The organism is Bacillus sp. GW821-FHT01G09 (assembly GCF_059422205.1).
In genome coordinates, this window is the sequence record NZ_JBWKWL010000001.1 from 222,794 (window position 1) to 241,093 (window position 18,300).

General features: G+C 45.4%; 19 protein-coding genes and 1 riboswitch. Of the genes, 5 read left to right on the forward strand and 14 right to left on the reverse strand.

Going from position 1 to position 18,300, the window contains the following annotated elements:
- Positions 1-15: 15 nt before the first annotated feature.
- From AC07VD_RS01155 to AC07VD_RS01165, 3 genes are read right to left on the reverse strand one after another with little or no spacing between them, the layout of a single operon-like run.
- The gene (locus AC07VD_RS01155) at positions 16-1,344 is read right to left on the reverse strand and encodes an ABC transporter ATP-binding protein (RefSeq protein ID WP_217017366.1); all 1,329 of its coding nucleotides are present in this window, start codon (positions 1,342-1,344) and stop codon (positions 16-18) included.
- The gene (locus AC07VD_RS01160; RefSeq protein WP_086344301.1) at positions 1,344-2,405 is read right to left on the reverse strand and encodes a FecCD family ABC transporter permease; all 1,062 of its coding nucleotides are present in this window, start codon (positions 2,403-2,405) and stop codon (positions 1,344-1,346) included. The genes AC07VD_RS01155 and AC07VD_RS01160 overlap by 1 nt, the downstream gene beginning before the upstream one ends.
- Positions 2,368-3,312 (reverse strand): ABC transporter substrate-binding protein, encoded by a 945-nt coding sequence (locus tag AC07VD_RS01165; RefSeq protein ID WP_161619266.1) that lies wholly within the window; start codon positions 3,310-3,312, stop codon positions 2,368-2,370. Before AC07VD_RS01165 ends, AC07VD_RS01160 begins: the two co-directional genes overlap by 38 nt.
- Before the next feature lie 105 nt (positions 3,313-3,417).
- Positions 3,418-3,556, reverse strand: a riboswitch (cobalamin riboswitch).
- Between the two features lie 152 nt (positions 3,557-3,708).
- On the opposite strand from AC07VD_RS01165, the gene AC07VD_RS01170 reads away from it, so the two are divergent.
- Positions 3,709-4,500, forward strand: coding sequence for an SDR family NAD(P)-dependent oxidoreductase (locus AC07VD_RS01170; RefSeq protein WP_134154415.1), 792 nt, complete (start codon positions 3,709-3,711; stop codon positions 4,498-4,500).
- A 37-nt stretch (positions 4,501-4,537) separates the two neighbouring features.
- On the opposite strand, the gene AC07VD_RS01175 is transcribed toward AC07VD_RS01170, so the two are convergent.
- The 5 genes from AC07VD_RS01175 to sigO all read right to left on the reverse strand — a co-directional run bounded on the left by AC07VD_RS01175 (position 4,538) and on the right by sigO (position 8,865).
- A complete protein-coding gene (locus AC07VD_RS01175) occupies positions 4,538-5,416 on the reverse strand; it encodes an SMP-30/gluconolactonase/LRE family protein (RefSeq protein WP_024572125.1) in 879 nt (292 codons plus the stop codon).
- A 71-nt stretch (positions 5,417-5,487) separates the two neighbouring features.
- Entirely contained in the window at positions 5,488-7,230 is a 1,743-nt protein-coding gene (gene yvrG, locus AC07VD_RS01180; protein WP_213419973.1) for a two-component system sensor histidine kinase YvrG, read from the reverse strand.
- Positions 7,227-7,940: a two-component system response regulator YvrH gene (gene yvrH, locus AC07VD_RS01185; protein WP_003243545.1), complete on the reverse strand. Its 714-nt coding sequence runs from the start codon at positions 7,938-7,940 to the stop codon at positions 7,227-7,229. Before yvrH ends, yvrG begins: the two co-directional genes overlap by 4 nt.
- Positions 7,941-8,091: 151 nt before the next feature.
- Positions 8,092-8,331, reverse strand: a complete 240-nt coding sequence (gene rsoA, locus AC07VD_RS01190; RefSeq protein ID WP_003228484.1) for a sigma-O factor regulator RsoA — start codon at positions 8,329-8,331, stop codon at positions 8,092-8,094.
- A 3-nt stretch (positions 8,332-8,334) separates the two neighbouring features.
- Positions 8,335-8,865, reverse strand: a complete 531-nt coding sequence (gene sigO, locus AC07VD_RS01195; RefSeq protein WP_014477957.1) for an RNA polymerase sigma factor SigO — start codon at positions 8,863-8,865, stop codon at positions 8,335-8,337.
- 201 nt (positions 8,866-9,066) lie between these two features.
- On the opposite strand from sigO, the gene AC07VD_RS01200 reads away from it, so the two are divergent.
- The 3 genes from AC07VD_RS01200 (at position 9,067) to rsiO (ending at position 10,968) form a co-directional block, all read left to right on the forward strand.
- The gene (locus AC07VD_RS01200; RefSeq protein WP_003244090.1) at positions 9,067-9,219 is read left to right on the forward strand and encodes a YvrJ family protein; all 153 of its coding nucleotides are present in this window, start codon (positions 9,067-9,069) and stop codon (positions 9,217-9,219) included.
- 120 nt (positions 9,220-9,339) lie between these two features.
- Positions 9,340-10,497 (forward strand): oxalate decarboxylase, encoded by a 1,158-nt coding sequence (gene oxdC / locus AC07VD_RS01205; protein WP_217017068.1) that lies wholly within the window; start codon positions 9,340-9,342, stop codon positions 10,495-10,497.
- 60 nt (positions 10,498-10,557) lie between these two features.
- Positions 10,558-10,968: an acid stress-sensitive anti sigma factor RsiO gene (gene rsiO / locus AC07VD_RS01210; RefSeq protein WP_003243579.1), complete on the forward strand. Its 411-nt coding sequence runs from the start codon at positions 10,558-10,560 to the stop codon at positions 10,966-10,968.
- Positions 10,969-11,001: 33 nt separating this feature from the next.
- Here rsiO and AC07VD_RS01215 read toward each other — a convergent pair whose 3' ends face one another.
- The 6 genes from AC07VD_RS01215 to AC07VD_RS01240 all read right to left on the reverse strand — a co-directional run bounded on the left by AC07VD_RS01215 (position 11,002) and on the right by AC07VD_RS01240 (position 17,142).
- Entirely contained in the window at positions 11,002-12,231 is a 1,230-nt protein-coding gene (locus AC07VD_RS01215) for an ABC transporter permease (protein WP_217017069.1), read from the reverse strand.
- On the reverse strand, positions 12,224-12,913 hold the full coding sequence (locus tag AC07VD_RS01220) for an ABC transporter ATP-binding protein (protein ID WP_014480848.1): 690 nt from the start codon (positions 12,911-12,913) through the stop codon (positions 12,224-12,226). The genes AC07VD_RS01215 and AC07VD_RS01220 overlap by 8 nt, the downstream gene beginning before the upstream one ends.
- On the reverse strand, positions 12,897-14,090 hold the full coding sequence (locus AC07VD_RS01225; protein WP_042974746.1) for an efflux RND transporter periplasmic adaptor subunit: 1,194 nt from the start codon (positions 14,088-14,090) through the stop codon (positions 12,897-12,899). The genes AC07VD_RS01220 and AC07VD_RS01225 overlap by 17 nt, the downstream gene beginning before the upstream one ends.
- 170 nt (positions 14,091-14,260) lie before the next feature.
- Positions 14,261-15,070, reverse strand: coding sequence for an ABC transporter ATP-binding protein (locus tag AC07VD_RS01230; protein ID WP_217017070.1), 810 nt, complete (start codon positions 15,068-15,070; stop codon positions 14,261-14,263).
- Positions 15,071-15,085: 15 nt separating this feature from the next.
- Complete coding sequence (locus AC07VD_RS01235) at positions 15,086-16,096, reverse strand: FecCD family ABC transporter permease (RefSeq protein ID WP_003228452.1); 1,011 nt, start codon at positions 16,094-16,096, stop codon at positions 15,086-15,088.
- Entirely contained in the window at positions 16,096-17,142 is a 1,047-nt protein-coding gene (locus AC07VD_RS01240; RefSeq protein ID WP_194270492.1) for a FecCD family ABC transporter permease, read from the reverse strand. Before AC07VD_RS01240 ends, AC07VD_RS01235 begins: the two co-directional genes overlap by 1 nt.
- Positions 17,143-17,349: 207 nt before the next feature.
- Between AC07VD_RS01240 and AC07VD_RS01245 the strand changes: the two genes are divergently transcribed.
- Positions 17,350-18,297: an iron-hydroxamate ABC transporter substrate-binding protein gene (locus tag AC07VD_RS01245; protein WP_494721600.1), complete on the forward strand. Its 948-nt coding sequence runs from the start codon at positions 17,350-17,352 to the stop codon at positions 18,295-18,297.
- The last annotated feature ends 3 nt before the right edge of the window (positions 18,298-18,300 follow it).

Consider the following 18,300-nt stretch of genomic DNA (forward strand, 5'->3'; position numbering starts at 1 on the left):
ATCTCCTTTACAGACTTATTCAAACAACTCAGCAGCCTCTTCTACACATTCAGCCGTCCCTTTCTTTATCAATTGGTTCAGCCGCTGTTCTATGTTTTCGGATTGCTGAGTTTGAGTCGCGGCGATGAGAATATCACCTGTGCCTCTTCCGTCTCCCAGCACTTTCGTCCGTTCTGCTTCGGCAGCCATAAGAGCTTTGATGAAGTATTGATCTGCCGCATAACCGTTAATCAAAATCCAAATCGAAAAGCTGGTCTGAACGCATATGAAAACGGATAACTCTCCGTCTTCATACGTTCGATACACGAAACGGTCAAGTCTTTCTGAAGAAGCCATCGCACACGTCTCCTGCAGTTGAAAACCGCTTTCTGAAAGATAGGCCATAAGTACTTCTATCGGATCTGGCTGATCTGGCAGCCGTTTATGGATCAGCGTCCTGCTCCACGAAAACCCTGCACCGATAGGCGTCGAGGACAATGTTCGAAGCGGGATTTCCGTTTGCAGAAGAATGTCATCACGTCCCGCTTGGAGCAATGCTTCAAATGGGATAGACTGCCGCTTCACGCTATCTTTTTCAGGCTGAATCACAATCATCGGTTTAGGTGAGCTTTGATGAACCAAAGCGGTGACATCTGTATCGTACACCGCCTTTATGCTTTGTTCTGTGACAGCATATTCCGGTTTTTGCTTAGGCCCGGCGGTACCGTTTTTCATAAACATGAGCTCATCACAGTACAGGCTTGCGGTGTTCAGATCATGAAAAACGCTGACAGCTGCCAATCCGCTTTCTCTCGTCAGGCGTTTGATCAGATCAAGCAGGTCTTTTTGAAAAGCCAGATCGAGAAAATTAGTCGGCTCGTCCAAAAATAAAATACGCGGCTGCTGCGCCAAAGCTTGTGCCAAATACACCCGCTGCTGTTCCCCTCCGCTTAGTTCGCGAATCGGCTTTTGCGCAAAATCGGCCACTCCTGTTTGCTCCATTGCTTCCTGTACAATGGCTTCATCCTTTTCAGTCTGCTGTCTGAACAGCCCCGTTTGGAATGGATATCTGCCAAAGGCTACAGTTTCTTCGACGGTAAAGGTGAAGGCTTGATCTGTTTTTTGCGGCAGGACAGCCATGATTTGCGCCAGTTCCTTCGGTTTATAGTCCGCCAGCAGTTTTCCGGCCAGATAAACCCTGCCTTCCTTGGCCGGCAGCGTACCTGTCAGCAAGTGCAAAAGCGTGGTTTTTCCGCTTCCATTAGGGCCGAGAATTCCAAGAAATTCTCCCTTCTCCACTGTTAAGCTGACATTGTTAATTAGGCGGCTGTCGCCGTATCCTCCCGACAGCCCTTCTGCCTTCATCATAAGCTTCTCCCCCCGCGATGCTGCCGAATTAAAATAAGAGCGAACACAGGCGCTCCCGCCAAGGACGTAATGATCCCGATCGGCAGTTCAATCGGCTCAATGATGGTTCTGGAAAGCAGATCGGCTAAAACAAGAAACCCTGCCCCAAGCAAGGCGGACAGCGGCAGTAAATGCCGATGGTCCGTTCCCCACAAAAGCCTTGTGATATGCGGAATCACAAGGCCGACAAAACCAATCGTACCCGATACTGCCACAGCGCTTCCCGTCAAAAGAGATCCGGCTATTAAAATCATCATCTTCCTCTGCTGAACGCTGACTCCAAGAAGCTTTGCTTTATCTTCTCCATATGTCATCACGTTCAGTTCCCTTCCGTTTATAATCAATAAAATGGTTCCCAAAAGAAAAAACGGGAGAAACAAAATAACATAGCTCCAGCCCCTCATTGAGACGCTGCCAAGCAGCCAATGCACAATCGGAAGCAGGTTGTCTCCTGTCAAGGCGATGATAAGAGAAATAAATGCGCCCAAAAAAGAGTTAGTGATGACACCGGTCAAAATGAGGGTGGAAACAGACATCGAAGCATGAACGAAGCGGCTGAAGAAAAGGACCGCCGCCATCGTGGCCAGTGCCGCGGCTACACTCAAAACCGGGAGTGTAAACCCTCCGATGACAGGAAGGTGCAAACCTAAGAACAGAGTCACAACAGCTCCGACTGAAGCACCGGATGACACACCTAGCGTATAGGGATCAGCAAGTGGATTTTTCAACAATCCTTGAAAAGCGGCCCCTGCAATAGAAAGAGCCGCCCCCACAAGGGCGGCCAGCACAACTCTCGGCAGTCTGATATTCATCATAATATTAGTGTACATCGGATCATCAGAACCGATAGAGCCGCCGAAACCTTGATGCCAAAAGACACGAAAAACAGCGGGAATAGGAATATGCAGGCTGCCGCAAGAAATTCCTAAGATGATGCTCACGGCTAAAAATGAGAAACCAATGATATATGCGGCATAACGATTATTCCTTAAACGTATCCGGGTAAATGCTTTCCGCAAGTTCTTCGACCCCTTCGATCAGACGGGGACCGGAACGTGTCACAAGATCAGGGTCCACATCATATACACGATGATGTTTCACAGCATTGATTTCGCTCCAGCCATCGCGTTTTTCCACAGCTTTCGCTTTCACACCGTCCGTTGTAACAATTGCATCAGGATTGAGTTTTACGATCGCCTCGTCTGTCATTTGCACCCATCCTGTCTGATCCGCAGCTGCGTTTTTAGCATGGATGACATTCAGCATTTCATTCATAAACGTATCTTTTCCGGTTGTATAAATGTCAGGATCAGGAGAAACCTCGATAAATACGCTTTTCTCCTCGTCCTTTGAAATGGTTTTCGCTTTTTCTTGAATATCCTTTAGATCTGATTTCATGCTTTTCACGAGCTGATCGGCTTTTTTCTCCGCCCCGCCAGCTTCTCCGATCATTTCGATTGATTTGTACACCTCGGAGAATGATTGTGCATCATTGACAGTCAGCACTGTAATGCCCGCGTCCTTCAGCTGTTTGATGGCATCCGCTGATGCTGACATGGAAGACTCATGGGCCAGAACGAGATCTGGTTTTAGAGAAATGACTTTTTCAACGTTTACATTCATATCTCCGACTTTCTCAACCTTTTTGACTTCCTTTGGATAGGTATCGTTTGTGGTGACACCGACCACTTTGTCACCAAGGCCGAGTGCGTATGTAATTTCTGTGTTGCTCGGCATTAATGAAACAATCTTTTTTGGCTCTTTTTTGATGGTTACATCTTGGTTTGACGCATCATCAATGGTGACAGGGAACGCTTCTGTTTTTTGGTTTGCCTTTGAATCCTTCTGATCCGCAGGATTGCCGCAGCCTGCCAGCATAACAGCAGCCAACAGGAGCGCAGTCCATATCCCGGCTCGTTTTTTCATAATATTTTCCTCCTAAACGAACTAAAAAAGCATCTCTACGACGGTAAAGATGCTGTAAACAACACAAAAAAGCCTATTGTTTACACATCATCTGTCCTCGCAGAATTCGTGCTGATCAAACAGGCAGGTATCCTGGCTCTTGGCGCTTGGCCAATTACAGTGGCGGGACCGCACCGGCTTTTACCGGTTTCCCTTTTAAGCCGGCTGTTGTTCACGGACCGGCACCTATTTGACATTCGTATCCTTTTTTCGGAGTAATTATACTATATGACTGACAGGCTTGTATATGCGTCCTGAATGACTTTTCCCCGTATTGTGTATGGGAGCAAAATCCTCGTAAACACTAAATTTGATCTTGTATACTTAATACCATCATCTACAAAAGGAATGATTCTTATGGATTTACAGCTAAAAGACAAACTCGTCTTAATCACCGGCTCGACGTCCGGCATCGGGAAAGCCGCCGCAAAAAGCTTTCTGCAAGAGGGTGCGGCAGTCATTGTCAACGGACGCAAACAGGAGACTGTCGATCGCACCATTGAAGAGCTTTCTGGCTATGGAACGGTGCACGGTGCTGCTGCCGATTTGTCAAAAACAGATGAAGCAGCGGCTTTTATTGAAAAAGTAAATGATATCGGTGATATCGATATCCTTGTCAACAACCTTGGTTTCTTCGAAGTAAAAGACTTTACAGATGTGACAGATGAGGAGTGGAATCAATATTTCGAAGTGAACGTGATGAGCGCCGTTCGGACAAGCCGTCACTTCCTTCCAAAAATGCTTGCCAAAAACAGCGGCCGCATTTTAAATATTGCAAGTGAAGCAGGCGTCAAACCGCTGCCAACGATGATTCCATACTCAATGACAAAAACGGCGCTGATCAGCCTTTCAAGAGGAATGGCTGAAATGACAAAAGGCACAAATGTGACGGTCAACTCGGTGCTCCCGGGACCTACTTGGACAGAGGGCGTGGCATCCTATATGGAAGGCGCCGCACAAGCAGCCGGCCAGGATACAGATACATTTATCAAAGACTATTTCAAGGTCAATGAGCCAACCTCGCTTATTCAGCGATACGCGACAGCAGAAGAAGTCGCCAACACAATCGTATTCCTCGCGTCTGACGCCGCATCCGCCATTAACGGCACGGCACAGCGTGTGGAAGGCGGCATTATCCGTTCTCTGTAGTATAAAAAACGCATCCGTTGTTTCGGATGCGTTTTTTTTATACGTCTCCAGCAAATGGTACCGGCTGATATCCGCCTGTTTCCAATTGTGCTGAAAACAACCCTCCAGCGTGAGGCTGCTCGTATCTCTCTTTTTCTGTCATTTGTTCTGTTGCCGTTGTAATGTAAAGGGTTTTTAAGTCTTTGCCGCCGAACGCGCAGCACGTGACATATTTAGCCGGCACGCTGATTGAATTGATTTCTTTTTTCTGAAACGGGTCAATGTGAACAACGCGGCTGCCGCCAAACAGCGCCACCCACAGCATGCCATTTTGGTCAATTGTCATGCCGTCCGGCAATCCGTCCGACTGATCAAAACGATAGACAGGTTCTGGATTCGAAACATCTCCGCTTTGAGGATCATAGCTGTAACGCACAATCTCCTGCGTCGGCGTGTCGATGTAATACATCAAATTCCGCTCGCGATCCCAATCCAAACCGTTTGAGGTGGAGACTTGATCCTTGATTTTGACAAGACTGCCGTCTAGATTCAAACGGTACAGCGACGCCTGTTTTTGCTCGCCTTCCATGCTCGTCGTCCCCGCCCAAAGCCTTCCGTAAGGGTCACATTTAGCATCATTAAATCTCAGGCTCTCATGCATGTCCTTCGGCTGTTTAATTTTTTCCAAGCTGTCATCCCGAAGATGATACAGGTAAAACCCGTCCTTCATCGTCATAATCAGTTCATCCTTTGAATATTTCGCAAGCGCCGTCACAAAGGATTTGAATTTGATTGATCGGTTGATTTTTTCTTCAGGGTCAAAGATGTGGAGCTCGCTCCCCAGGATATCAACCCAATATAAGCGGCCGTTTTCTTCATCCCATAACGGGCCTTCTCCAATCACTGCCCGAGTGTCTGCTTCCAATACTGCATCCATGTGTTACACCTCTTTAGCTTCAGTCTATATATTGTTATTCCCGGCAAAGAGGTGTCCAAACCACTTGATGTTTATTGTTTTTTAAAAAGGATGGTAATGACCGTTCCAATGTTCATTCTGCTGTTCACATGGATCGTTCCGTTATGCAGATGGACAAGCTCCTTGGCAATCGCGAGCCCGAGACCCGTTCCGGCAGTTGAATCTTTTGTGTTCGTCCCTCTGTAGTAGCGGTTAAACAAATGGGTGATCGTTTCTTCATCCATTCCTTTCCCATTGTCCTTCACCTTTAAAGAAATATGATTTTTTGTTTGCTCCAGAATGACTTGAATCTCTGTTCCTTTGTCGTTGTGCTTCACGGCATTCCCAAGGAGGTTTTCTAATATGCGCCTGAACCACGCTTCATCAAGGGCAAATTCAATATGCTCTTCTTTGGATACAAACGAGATATCATACCCTTCAGAAAACGGATTTTTCTTAAAATCCTCAATGACATTTTTAAAAAACGGGATAAGGCTAGTGAGCTTTCTCTCAATAGGAAGAGCATCATTTTTCAGCCGATACGTTAAATTTAAGTCTTCAATCAGCTTGGACATGTATTCAGATTTTTCTCTGACAACCTGCCCCATTTCTTTTACTTCTTCCGGCGACCAGTCATACTGCTTCGACTCGAGCATCATGCTGTAGCCGTAAATGCTGCTGAGCGGTGTTTTTAAGTCATGTGACAAACCGGCAATCCATTCTTCCCTTGTCGCCTGGATTTTTTCTCTGTTTCTTTTATCCCTTCTCAGCGTTTCAGTCAGCTGATCCATTGATTCAAATATCTCACCGAAGAAGCGGTACGGCTGTTTGATTTTTCCCTTTTTATTTTTGCTGACAGGACGGCCTTCCCGGTTTCTGGGCTCCTCAAGCTTCCCTTTTGACAGATTGACCAGCCATCTAATCGTGTGAAAAATCGGCAGCCCGAATCGGAACATATACCAAACGGTCATCCAAATGATATACATGAACAAAACGGCCATCACGAGAAACATCGCTTTTAATACAACCTTCAGGAATGATTTGTTAAACTCCTGATCGGTTACATAGACAGGGTTCGGCACCGTAGCGACCATCCATCTGTCTTTATTGAGGATCTTAACGGAAATTTCCCGCTTATAGTTCCAAGGCTTAGAGCTGTATTTAAGCAGCTCCAGCTGGTTCATCGTTTTTCTTTCGCTTTTTGTGCTGTTGATGCTGTCGAGAATCTTTCCATTGCTGTCTAACAGGTAAATGGCGCCTTTTTTCCGTTTAATATAGTCGATGGTACTGGACTTATAGTGCGCTAGTGAGTCTATCTTTTGTTCGCGCTTTTCAACGGAAGTCAGGAGCTGTTCACTTTTTGATTTCCAGCCGGACAATAGAAGATACGACTTATCTTCAATATTGATGGCCCAATAATTCAGTTTATAGTTATGAAGCTTTTTGGTTTTATAAATAGACAAAAGCTCTTTCTTGGTATAGGTGCCCGGCACGTCTTTTGGCACGCCGTAGGAATAATCAGTGTTTCCTTCCGAATCAATGATTTGCATCCAGCCGTGCTGTTTATCAACAGATTTCTTCAGGAAATTATCCACTTCCCATGTCCCGTCTTCGTTTACATCGAGATATGCCTCAAGTGTGTCGGTCGTTGCTTTCGTCAGCCCTGAATTGGATTCCGCATCGCTAAAACGAGCGTCTAAATAGAAAAACGACGCAACAAGCATAACCGTAAGCAGCAGGATCACAATCAGCATCTGGCCGAAAAAGTGAAACAAAAACTTCCATCTTAACCTCATGACCGCTTGCCTTCAGGATTTGGGATAAAACGATAGCCGAGACCTCGAACGGTTACAATATACTCCGGATTGCTCGGATCGCGCTCAATCTTCTCCCTAAGCTTGCGAATATGAACCATGACGGTGTTGTTGTCACCGTAGGAAGGATAGCCCCATACTTTTTCATATATTTGATCTTTGGAAAGCACCACGTTAGGGTGTTCACAAAAATACTGCAAAAGCTGCAGAAGCTGGGCTGAACAGGCAACGGCTTCCCCGCCTACGATCAGCTCGGCATTTTGCGGAGAAAAAGTAAAATAATCATATGTGTAGGTTTGATTTGAACTCGTTTCTTTCGATTGATATGTACGCTTGAGATGCGCTCTGATCCGCGCCGCTAATTCCAGCGGATTAAATGGTTTTGTGATATAGTCATCAGCTCCAACCGCAAAGCCCGATAATTTGTCCGCGTCGGATGATCTTGCCGTCAGGAAAAAAATCGGAGCGTCTGAATACTCTCTGATCAATGTGCAGGCTTCAAAACCGGACATTCCGCCCATCATGACATCCAGCACAATCAAGTCAACCTTATTGGCCTTCACAACGGGAATCGCTTCTTCTGCGCTTGCCGCATCCAGTATATTTCGATAACCTTCTTTTTCGAGAACGCGTTTGATCATGTCCACAATCGCTTTCTCATCGTCTACGATTAAAATTGACGCATTTTCCACTTTTATGTTCCTTTCTGTCACTGTTTTTTTCATCTTATCATTATATCGTTTATTTATGGTACATTTTTGAATACATTGGAGCTTGGCAAATCAAAACAGCAAAAAAGGAGCAAACAAGCGCTCCCTTTTGATGTTTTTTCATATGAAAATATTATGAGTTCTCATCCACCATGTACAAAATAAACTCCCAAAACCCCGGGACATCCTGACACAAAAGCATATCAGCCTTTTCAAACATTTTGATCTTCAGCTCTTGCTCTAAATCTTCTCTTTCTTGATAGGACGTATTGCTGAGTTTTTTTCTGATCATCGGTGAAAAGCATGCAATCAGGTGCTCAATGTCATAAGTCTCGTCTTTTTGTTTCTTTTTTTGTTCAAACTGGCCGTCCACAGCTTACTTTTCCCCCTTTTTTTGCGCCGCTAGCTGCTTTCTGATATTCTCCAGCCCCTTTTTATGAATGTTGGAAATGTTTTGTCGGGACTCCCCTAATGAATCTGCAATCTCCTGCATCGTGGCACCGTGAAGATACACTTTCGTCAGCACACTTTTTTGTTTGTCAGTCAGCTTCTGAATCGCTTGGTAGAGCTGGTAATCCTGAACATGCTGGCTCAAATCATCCTGCCTGTCTAAAAATTCTTCAAATGCATCGCTTCCTGTTTCGGAAGGAAGCCGATCTCCTGCCTCCGGATGATCAACCGTCAGCGGATACCGTTTTTGATTTTTGCGAACCCGCTTATCAAAATCAATAGAAAAGATGCGGATCATTGAATTCATATACTTGACGATGCGGATTTCTTTATAAAACTGCTTAAATAGCTCGTCCAATGATTTTGCATCTTTTTCGTTAGGGCTTTCCATTACGTTTTTGAACAAACGGTAATGCTGAGGATTGCTCAAAAAATGCTTCACGATGGGATGCTTCATTATCTCCTTACATTTTGACCGTAAAAGACTTTGATAGTCCATCAAACCGCCTCCCTACTAAATTAAATGAAGGAAAGCAAAAAAAAGTAAACTACTACTTTCCGACTAGTGTCTTCCAAAATACTTTGCAGCAGTTTACGTTTTATCGGATTTCCTTCACTTACATACATGACTGCAGAAAAAGAAGGGAGGTATTTTCCTATGGATCAGGTTTTTATAGAGGAAGTCGTAAAACAGATCGGCAATTTGGGGTTTCCCGCGCTGATTGCAATGTATCTGCTGACCCGATTCGAAAAGAAGTTTGATCAACTAATAGAACTAATGACAGAACTGAAAGATCATGCAAAAAAATAATTTTTCAATCGAAGTTGACTTTTCACTGTTTTTTTTCACTTAACAAAACAGAAGGGAAAACGAAAGGCCTTTCACCTTCTCTTTCTGCTATCACATTTAAATTTAAGGAGGAAACATTTCATGAAAAAACAAAATGACATTCCGCAGCCAATTAGAGGAGACAAAGGAGCAACTGTAAAAATCCCGCGCAATATTGAAAGAGACCGGCAAAACCCTGATATGCTCGTTCCGCCTGAAACCGATCATGGCACCGTCAGCAATATGAAGTTTTCGTTCTCTGATACTCATAACCGATTAGAAAAAGGCGGATATGCCCGTGAAGTGACAGTACGTGAATTGCCGATTTCAGAAAACCTTGCATCCGTAAATATGCGGCTGAAGCCAGGCGCCATTCGCGAGCTTCACTGGCATAAAGAAGCAGAATGGGCTTATATGATTTACGGAAGTGCAAGAGTCACAATTGTAGATGAAAAAGGGCGCAGCTTTATTGACGATGTAGGTGAAGGAGACCTTTGGTACTTCCCGTCAGGCTTGCCGCACTCCATCCAAGCGCTGGATGAGGGAGCTGAGTTCCTGCTCGTGTTTGACGATGGATCATTCTCTGAAAACAGCACGTTCCAGCTGACAGATTGGCTTGCCCACACTCCAAAAGAAGTGATTGCAGCGAACTTCGGCATGACAGAAGAAGAGATTGCTAATTTGCCAGGCAAAGAAAAATATATATTTGAAAACCAACTCCCTGGCAGTTTAAAAGATGATATTGTGGAAGGGCCGAATGGCGAAGTGCCTTATCCATTTACTTACCGCCTTCTTGAACAAGAGCCGATCGAATCTGAGGGAGGAAAAGTATACATTGCAGATTCGACAAACTTCAAAGTGTCTAAAACCATCGCATCAGCGCTCGTAACAGTAGAACCCGGCGCCATGAGGGAACTGCACTGGCATCCGAATACCCACGAATGGCAATACTACATCTCCGGTAAAGCTAGGATGACCGTTTTTGCATCTGACGGCCATGCCAGAACATTTAATTACCAAGCCGGTGATGTCGGATATGTACCATTTGCAATGGGTCATTACGTTGAAAACATCGGGGATGAACCGCTTGTCTTTTTAGAAATCTTCAAAGACGACCATTATGCTGATGTATCTTTAAACCAATGGCTTGCCATGCTTCCTGAAAAATTTGTTCAAGCGCACCTTGACTTGGGCAAAGACTTTACTGATGTGCTTTCAAAAGAAAAGCACCCAGTAGTGAAAAAGAAATGCAGTAAATAAAAGACTTGCGGCTTGCAGAGAGCACTCGTTCTCTGCAAGCCTTCATAAGGAGCTGAACCAGTGAAACATCAAAACCCTTCAAAACGCTTATTGCGGCTCTCCATAAAGTACTTGCTGGCCGCAGCAGCAGTGGTGTTGACCTATTTTGCTGTCATCTATATATTGTTTTCTTTAGCGGGAACGAGCTACCGCTCAGCAGCTCATGTCCTGCTTTTTGCCGTGGTATTTCTTGTTCTCGGATTATGCTTTGAACCATTTGAACGGCTGATGATACATAGCTTTACATTTTTCAAGACAGGAAAACGTCTATTCATTCTCCTTGCCGGCATCGTACAGCTGCTGTTTTTGTGGATGACTGCTCATACAACAGACCAATTGATCAGCGACATCTGGCTGTCCACCACAGAGGAAATGATTGTCGCAGCCGTTTTTTTGATTTTAGACAAATGCAACTCGGCTCTTCCCAGCTAAAAAAAGAACGCATTCCAATTGGATGCGTTCTTTTTATTCATAGCGAAGCGCGTCTACAGGCTGAAGCTTCGAAGCCTTAATGGACGGAAGCAAGCCGAAGATAATGCCGACTGCCATTGAAAAGATGAGTGCTCCGACAACAGCTGGAATGGAGACGATAAAAGGCATCGGAAAAATGACCGTCAGCAGCTTGGCGATGCCGAAGCCCGCCAGCACACCGAGTATTCCGCCAATGCTTGTCAGCACGACAGCCTCGGTTAAAAATTGAAATAAAATCACACGCCGCTTAGCACCGAGCGCTTTCTTAATTCCGATTTCCCTCGTGCGCTCCGTTACGGAAACGAGCATAATGTTCATGACGCCGATACCGCCCACCAAAAGTGAAATACTGGCGATTCCGCCAAGCAGCAATGCAAATGATTGATTAAAGGACTCCACTTCCTGCGCGATCTCCTGAAGATCCATTACACTGTACTCTGCTTTTTCCAGCTCAGCTTCTGACAGTCCCTGATTTAAAAGATCTGCAGCCATTACACCCGCTTCTTGGATATGCTCAGAAGAATCAGCCTGCACGGCAATCTGCGTTGGCGCGTCAAACCCTTCAATAAGCGGCCACACTTTTTTCGGCACGTACAAAACCGGGTTCGCATAGTCGCCTTCAAACATGCTTTCCTGTTGATTTTTTTCTTTAAAAACACCGACGACCTTAAACGGCACACCATTCATCTCAATGTTTTTATGCAGAGCTTCTCCGACTGGAAACAGTTCATCTCTGACAGCTTCATTGATCATCACTACTTGGTGTGTGCTGTTTAAATCGTTTTCCGTCAGCTTTCTCCCTTCGGTTATTCGGATTGGAAACATGTCAAAGTAATCATCGTCCACTCCATACACTTGGGGATACGAAACGTTTGTTAAATGAAAAACGCTCGCGCCTTCTGACAAGTAATATAAGGATAATCCTTTGACCATCGGATCTGATTTGATCGCCTTTACTGTTTCTTCCGCTACAGGCGGCGCGGACGCATACGACACCTGAGGGCCGCCGCTCTCCTCTTCTCCGCCAGACGGCTGGTAGACAACATTGATGGCGTTGTTTCCCATGCCGATCATACTTTGCTTTAATTGCTCACTTTGGCCCTTCAGCATTGAAACAATCGCGATGATTGCCGCTATGCCGATAATCACGCCGAGCATTGTCAGAATGGATCTTAATTTATGAGAGAAAATGGATTGAATGGAGATTCGAATATGTTCAAGCATGGCTGATATCCCCTCTCTCATCTAATACCAGCTCTCCGTCTCTGATAAAAACGGTTCTGTCAGCTTTTTTGGCGACGTCCGGGTCGTGGGTTATCATAATAATGGTCTTGCCTTCCCGATGCAGTTCAGAAAACAGTGACAAAATTTGTTCACTTGATTTGGTATCAAGCGCCCCGGTCGGTTCATCAGCTAAAATAAACCTCGGCTGATTGACAAGGGCCCTCGCTATCGCCACCCGCTGCTTTTGGCCGCCGGACAGCTTAGGCGGTTTGTAAGAGACCCTGTCTTTTAATCCGACCTTTTCCAGCGCTTCATATGCCCGTTGCCTTCTCTCTTTTTTCTTCACTTTATTGTAGATCATCGGCAGCTCGACATTTTGCAGCGCGGTGAGGCGCGGCAGCAAATGGAAAGTTTGAAACACAAACCCGATTGATTCATTGCGAATTTCGGCTAAAGCCCCGTCTTTCCCTTTCAATATATCGATCTGGTCAAGCGTATAGGTTCCTGAGGTTGGCCTGTCCAAACAGCCGATAATATTCATTAACGTTGACTTTCCAGAACCCGAAGGCCCCATAATAGCTAAAAACTCCCCCGCCTGAACAGTCAGATTGATATGTTTCAAGATTGGAACTTCTTCTTTTCCCAGCTTGTACGACTTCGAAATATTATTCAGTGTCAGCATTGACTGTAACCTGCTTTCCTTCCTTGACCGCGGGATCAGGATAGATCACATAATCTTCCGGCGTCAGGCCGCTCTTAATTTCCACCATGTCATTTTCATCAGTCTCTCCGATTTCAACAGGCTGCTTAACCGCTTTCTGATTCTCATCAGCTTTCCACACATACGGTTCGCCGTCATCCTGAATGACCATGTCGGACGGCAGCTTGATCGTGTCCGCATCAGCATTATCACTCATCACTTCGATGTTGACATGATAGCCGACTTCAAGACCTTTATGGCTGTCTAATAAAATGGTGAAAGGATAGTTAGAGGACTGGGGATTCATTTCTTCATCAGCAAAGCTTTCTGATTCTTCACCCTCGCCTGCTCCCGCTGGAAGCTTGCCGATCGAGGTGACCTTACCTTTCCACTCGCCCTCACCGCCTGTTTTCAGCGTGACCCTGACTTTGCTGCCTTTTTTGATCGTGTCCATTAACAGCTCATTGATTTGGCTTTTGACCAGATATTTGCCCGTCGAAACAATCTGGATATACGGGCCCGTTGCCTGGTCGCCTGTTGCACCGTCAGCGATATCCTGATTGACGCTTTGAACGATTCCGTCATGCTTGCTTGTAATGACATTGGAACCTTTGTTTTTCGTCAGGCCAGCCAGTTCTTTTTGATGCTGCTTCAGTTCAAGCTGGCTTGTTTTCAAATCGAAATTGGCCTGATCAAGTTCATCTTGAAGCTGGGTTTTCTCTTCTTTTCCTGCCGCTTTCAGCTTCTTTTCCGTTTCCGTTATTGATTTTTGCAAACGGTTGATTTGCAGATTTGTCATTTCAATTTGCAAATTTGCTTGCTCCACTTCATCAGAATGATCCTCGCCCTCATACTCAAAAAGCTTATCGCCCTTTTTAACCTGATCGCCTTCTTTGACGTATGTTTTTTTAATGCTGCCTTTTTCTGAATCTATGTATACTTTCTGCTGTTTCTCAGGTTCAACCTTTCCAGAAAACGTTTGGCCTGATTCTGAATCTCCTCCCATGTATACCGCGACCGATTCAGCATAGGGCTCCGATGATACGGCAACTTGGTTCATGTGGGTAAAAAAGTAAAAACCGCCAGCGCCGATCCCAGCCAATACAAGCACACCGGCACATATCGCACCGCCAATAAGCCATTTTTTCTTCTTGGACACAACGATCTCCTCTTTCTGTAAACTATGTAATATTTTCGAAACATTCTAACCAATATTATCTATTAATTCAAAAAGACTTGCAATCCTTTTATTGAAATGACGGAATCAAATAGAAAAATTGTATTTTCAAAGCCGAATAAAAAAAATCCCGGCTTCAAACCGGGATTTTTTCATACAGTAACTAGCTCTTTTTCATTTTTAATCAAGTCATATGTCAAGCATACAGGTTTATTTGTACGGGGATCAGTCATGATTTCGGCATCAATCTGAAATACCTGCTTCAAAATGTCCGGTGTCATGACCTCCAGTGCAGTTCCTTCCTTGATGACCGTGCCTTTTTTGAGCGCGATCATATAATGAGAAAAACGAGCTGCATGGTTAAGATCATGAATGACCATTAAAATCGTCCGCCCTTGCTCTTTGTTGAGTCTGTCAAGCAGCTGCAGAATTTCAAGCTGATGTGCAAGATCAAGATACGTTGTAGGTTCATCCAGCAGAAGCAGTTCCGTCCCTTGCGCAAGCGCCATGGCAATCCACACGCGTTGACGCTGTCCGCCTGACAATGCCTCAATCGGCCGTTCAGCATATTCAGCCATGCCTGTTTCTTCAAGCGCCCATTTGATAATCCGGCGGTCTTCGTCATTTAATCTGCCGAATCCTGATTGATGCGGAAACCTGCCGTACGACACCAATTCGTGCACTGTTAGGCCGCTCGGCGCTTCAGGTGTCTGTGGAAGAATCGCCATATCTTTTGCAATGTCCTTTGTAGACATTTTATGAATCGCTTTGCCGTTTAAATAGACGGCACCTGCATGTGAACGCATAATTCTGGACATTGTTTTTAAAATCGTTGATTTCCCGCAGCCGTTCGGGCCAATTAAGGTGGTAATTTTCCCTTTAGGAATCGATATATTTAAATCTTCTACAATCACCCTGTCGCCATAACCGATTCCAAGCTGTTCCGTTGATAATGAATTCATATTCGGCCCCCTCCTCTAATTCGCTTTCATCAATAAATAAATAAAATAAGGCGCACCTAGCACGGAAATGACAAGTCCGACCGGAATTTCTGATGGTGCCAATACATTTCTCGCCAGCGTATCAGCAAGCAAAAACAGGAATGAGCCGATGAAGGCGGAGACCGGTATCAGCGTCTGGTGACGTGGACCGGTCAGCCTTCTAGCCACATGCGGCGCGATCAATCCGAGAAACGCAATGCCCCCCGCAGCTGCCACGCATGAAGCGGCAAGAGTGACCGCTGCCAGAAGAAGAATCCGTCTTTCCTTTTCAACAGCGGTGCCCAGCCCGGTCGCCAATTGGTCTCCGAGCTGCATAATGTTCAAATAGCGTGCCTTATATAAAGTAAACAGAAGCAAGATCACAATCCAAGGGAGAATCGCCCAGATCATATTCCAGTTCGCCCCCCATATTGAGCCGGATATCCAAACCGCGGCTTGCATAAAATCATGAGGGTCCATCTTGAGCTGAAAAATCAGCAACAGGGCGTTGAATCCGGCATTCACCCCTATGCCGACTAAAATCAGCCGAATCGGTGTCACGCCTTTTTTCCATGCCAGAATATAAATGAGAAACGCAGCGAGGATTGCTCCTGCCAAAGCACTGAACGGCAGCATAAATGTTCCGAAAAAGCTGAGATCTGAAGCTGACCCTTGAAAAAAGTATATAAAAAGCACTACAGCAAGTGAACCGCCGGCGTTAATTCCGAGAATACCAGGCTCGGCAAGTTCATTTTGAGACACGCTTTGCAAAATGGCTCCAGCTACGGAGATCCCTGCTCCAACAAGCAAAGAAAGGATGATCCGGGGCAGCCTGAACTCAAATAAGACAAGTTCATCACGCGCCGTTCCTTGGCCGAAAAAGACCTGAAGCGTTTTAAGCGGTGCAATTTTGATAACGCCCAAATTGAGACTGATAAAAAAGACCACCACGATAAGCAAAAAGGTCACAGCCATTACGACGAGCGGTTTGTTTGTTTTTGTTTTCATTACAGCCCTCTCCTTTCACGACGTGCCAAATAAAAGAAAAAGGGAACGCCGATAAGAGAAGTCAGCGCGCCGACAGGCGTTTCAAAGGGCGCATTTACGAGTCTGGCCGCTATGTCAGCAAAAACAAGCAAAACAGCACCGAGCACCGCCGAGCAAGGAATGATCCACCGATAATCCACACCGACCAAAAAACGGGTAATATGCGGAATGATCAGCCCGATAAATGCAATGGTGCCGGCAATGGAAACCGCAGCTCCGGTCAGAATTACTACAATAAGCATGCCAACCAGTTTCACCGCTGATGTATATTGTCCAAGCCCTTTTGCCAGATCGTCACCGAGACTTAACACTGTAACAGACCGGGCGATGAAAAACGCGAGCGTTAAACCGACAGCCCCTGCAATAAGCAAAAGCTGGACCCCCGACCATTTCACACCCGCTACCCCGCCTGCGTACCAAAAGCTGATATCCTGAGCGACATCAAAGCGGATTGCAATGGCAGTTGAAATGCCGGTAAAGAAATAAGTAACTGCCGTACCCGCCAGAGCAAGCTTTACAGGCGTAAGTCCGCCCCTTGAAAACATGCCTATGCCCATTACCGTCGATGCCCCCAGCCCCGCTCCCGCAAAGGACCATAGCACAAGCCCAATTGCAGAAAGCCCGGGAAAAAAGGCAAACGCAATCGAAACCGCAAACGCAGAGCCTGAAGTCACACCCATAATCGAAGGCTCTGCCAAAGGGTTTCTCGTCATCCCCTGCATGATTGCTCCCGACACTGCCAACAATGCGCCTACAAGCGCGGCAGCCGCCGTTCTCGGCAGCCGAAGATCATGTATAATTTGGTGAGATGTCTTTGTCGGCTGATAATGAAAAATGGCGTCCCATACAGTGCGCAAATGAATATCCGCTGCACCGAGAGATATGGATAAAAATGCGCCAAGGCAAAGCAGGCATAGACCTGCAATAAGGACGATGACCGCGCCATATGTCCTTGACGTCCATTGGATTTCTTCTGATGCAGTCTGTATATTTTTATGTTGACTCAACTGCCGTACTTCCTTTCCGTTACTGATAATGATTATCAATTGCTGTTTCAGTATATCACTTTTTTCAGCTGATTTAATAGAGTGTTTTGAACAAAAATGAAAATGCATTTGCAAAAATATCGTGTCAACCGGCACTTGCAGTGGTATAATCACAGATGATAATGATTCTCTTTTTCATTTATTTTTTTTAGAAAGAAGGTATGAGATATGACCCATATATACAAGAAACTCGGAGCCGCGTTTTTTGCCCTGTTATTGATTGCAGCGCTGGTAGCCTGCGGGAATAACTCAGAAAGCAAAGGTTCTGCCTCTGATTCAAAAGGCGCAGAAACCTTTACATACAAGGCTGAAAACGGAAATGTAAAAATCCCGAAGCATCCTAAACGGGTGGTTGTCATGGCAGACGGCTATTACGGCTACTTCAAAACACTCGGCATCAACGTTGTCGGCGCGCCTGAGAATGTATTTAAAAACCCTTACTACAAAGGAAAAACCGACGGCGTCAAAAACATCGGAGACGGCACTTCGGTTGAAAAGGTCATTGATTTGAACCCTGACCTGATTATCGTCTGGACAACACAGGGCGCTGATATTAAAAAGCTTGAAAAAATTGCGCCGACTGTCGCAGTAAAATACGATAAGCTCGACAACATCGAACAGCTGAAAGAATTTGCAAAAATGACGGGAACTGAAGATAAAGCTGAAAAATGGCTGGCCGAGTGGGATAAAAAAGTTGCGGCCGCTAAAACAAAAATCAAAAAAGCGGTCGGTGACAAAACCATTTCCATTATGCAAACGAACGGAAAAGACATTTACGTATTTGGTAAAGACTTTGGAAGAGGCGGAAGCATCATTTATAAAGACCTCGGCCTGCAGGCTACAAAGCTGACAAAAGAAAAAGCCATTGACCAGGGGCCAGGTTATACAAGTATTTCATTAGAGAAGCTCCCTGATTTCGCCGGAGATTACATTTTCGCGGGCCCATGGCAATCAGGCGGTGATGATGGCGGCGTATTTGACAGCTCCATTTGGAAGAACCTGAATGCCGTTAAAAATGGCCATGTATACAAGATTGATCCGATTGGCTTCTATTTCACAGACCCGATTTCATTAGAAGGACAACTGAAGTATATTACGGAAAGCTTGACTAAATAAACA

Bases quoted from the DNA above. Each gene is read 5' to 3' on its own strand.
- AC07VD_RS01165 (WP_161619266.1), bottom strand. From the start codon at position 3,312: ATGAAAAAACGAGCCGGGATATGGACTGCGCTCCTGTTGGCTGCTGTT.
- AC07VD_RS01175 (WP_024572125.1), bottom strand. From the start codon at position 5,416: ATGGATGCAGTATTGGAAGCAGACACTCGGGCAGTGATTGGAGAAGGC.
- AC07VD_RS01245 (WP_494721600.1), top strand. From the start codon at position 17,350: ATGACCCATATATACAAGAAACTCGGAGCCGCGTTTTTTGCCCTGTTA.
- oxdC (WP_217017068.1), top strand. From the start codon at position 9,340: ATGAAAAAACAAAATGACATTCCGCAGCCAATTAGAGGAGACAAAGGA.
- sigO (WP_014477957.1), bottom strand. From the start codon at position 8,865: ATGAAGCATCCCATCGTGAAGCATTTTTTGAGCAATCCTCAGCATTAC.
- AC07VD_RS01235 (WP_003228452.1), bottom strand. From the start codon at position 16,096: ATGAAAACAAAAACAAACAAACCGCTCGTCGTAATGGCTGTGACCTTT.
- yvrG (WP_213419973.1), bottom strand. From the start codon at position 7,230: ATGAGGTTAAGATGGAAGTTTTTGTTTCACTTTTTCGGCCAGATGCTG.
- AC07VD_RS01155 (WP_217017366.1), bottom strand. From the start codon at position 1,344: ATGAAGGCAGAAGGGCTGTCGGGAGGATACGGCGACAGCCGCCTAATT.
- AC07VD_RS01200 (WP_003244090.1), top strand. From the start codon at position 9,067: ATGGATCAGGTTTTTATAGAGGAAGTCGTAAAACAGATCGGCAATTTG.
- AC07VD_RS01215 (WP_217017069.1), bottom strand. From the start codon at position 12,231: ATGCTTGAACATATTCGAATCTCCATTCAATCCATTTTCTCTCATAAA.
- AC07VD_RS01230 (WP_217017070.1), bottom strand. From the start codon at position 15,070: ATGAATTCATTATCAACGGAACAGCTTGGAATCGGTTATGGCGACAGG.
- AC07VD_RS01220 (WP_014480848.1), bottom strand. From the start codon at position 12,913: ATGCTGACACTGAATAATATTTCGAAGTCGTACAAGCTGGGAAAAGAA.
- AC07VD_RS01170 (WP_134154415.1), top strand. From the start codon at position 3,709: ATGGATTTACAGCTAAAAGACAAACTCGTCTTAATCACCGGCTCGACG.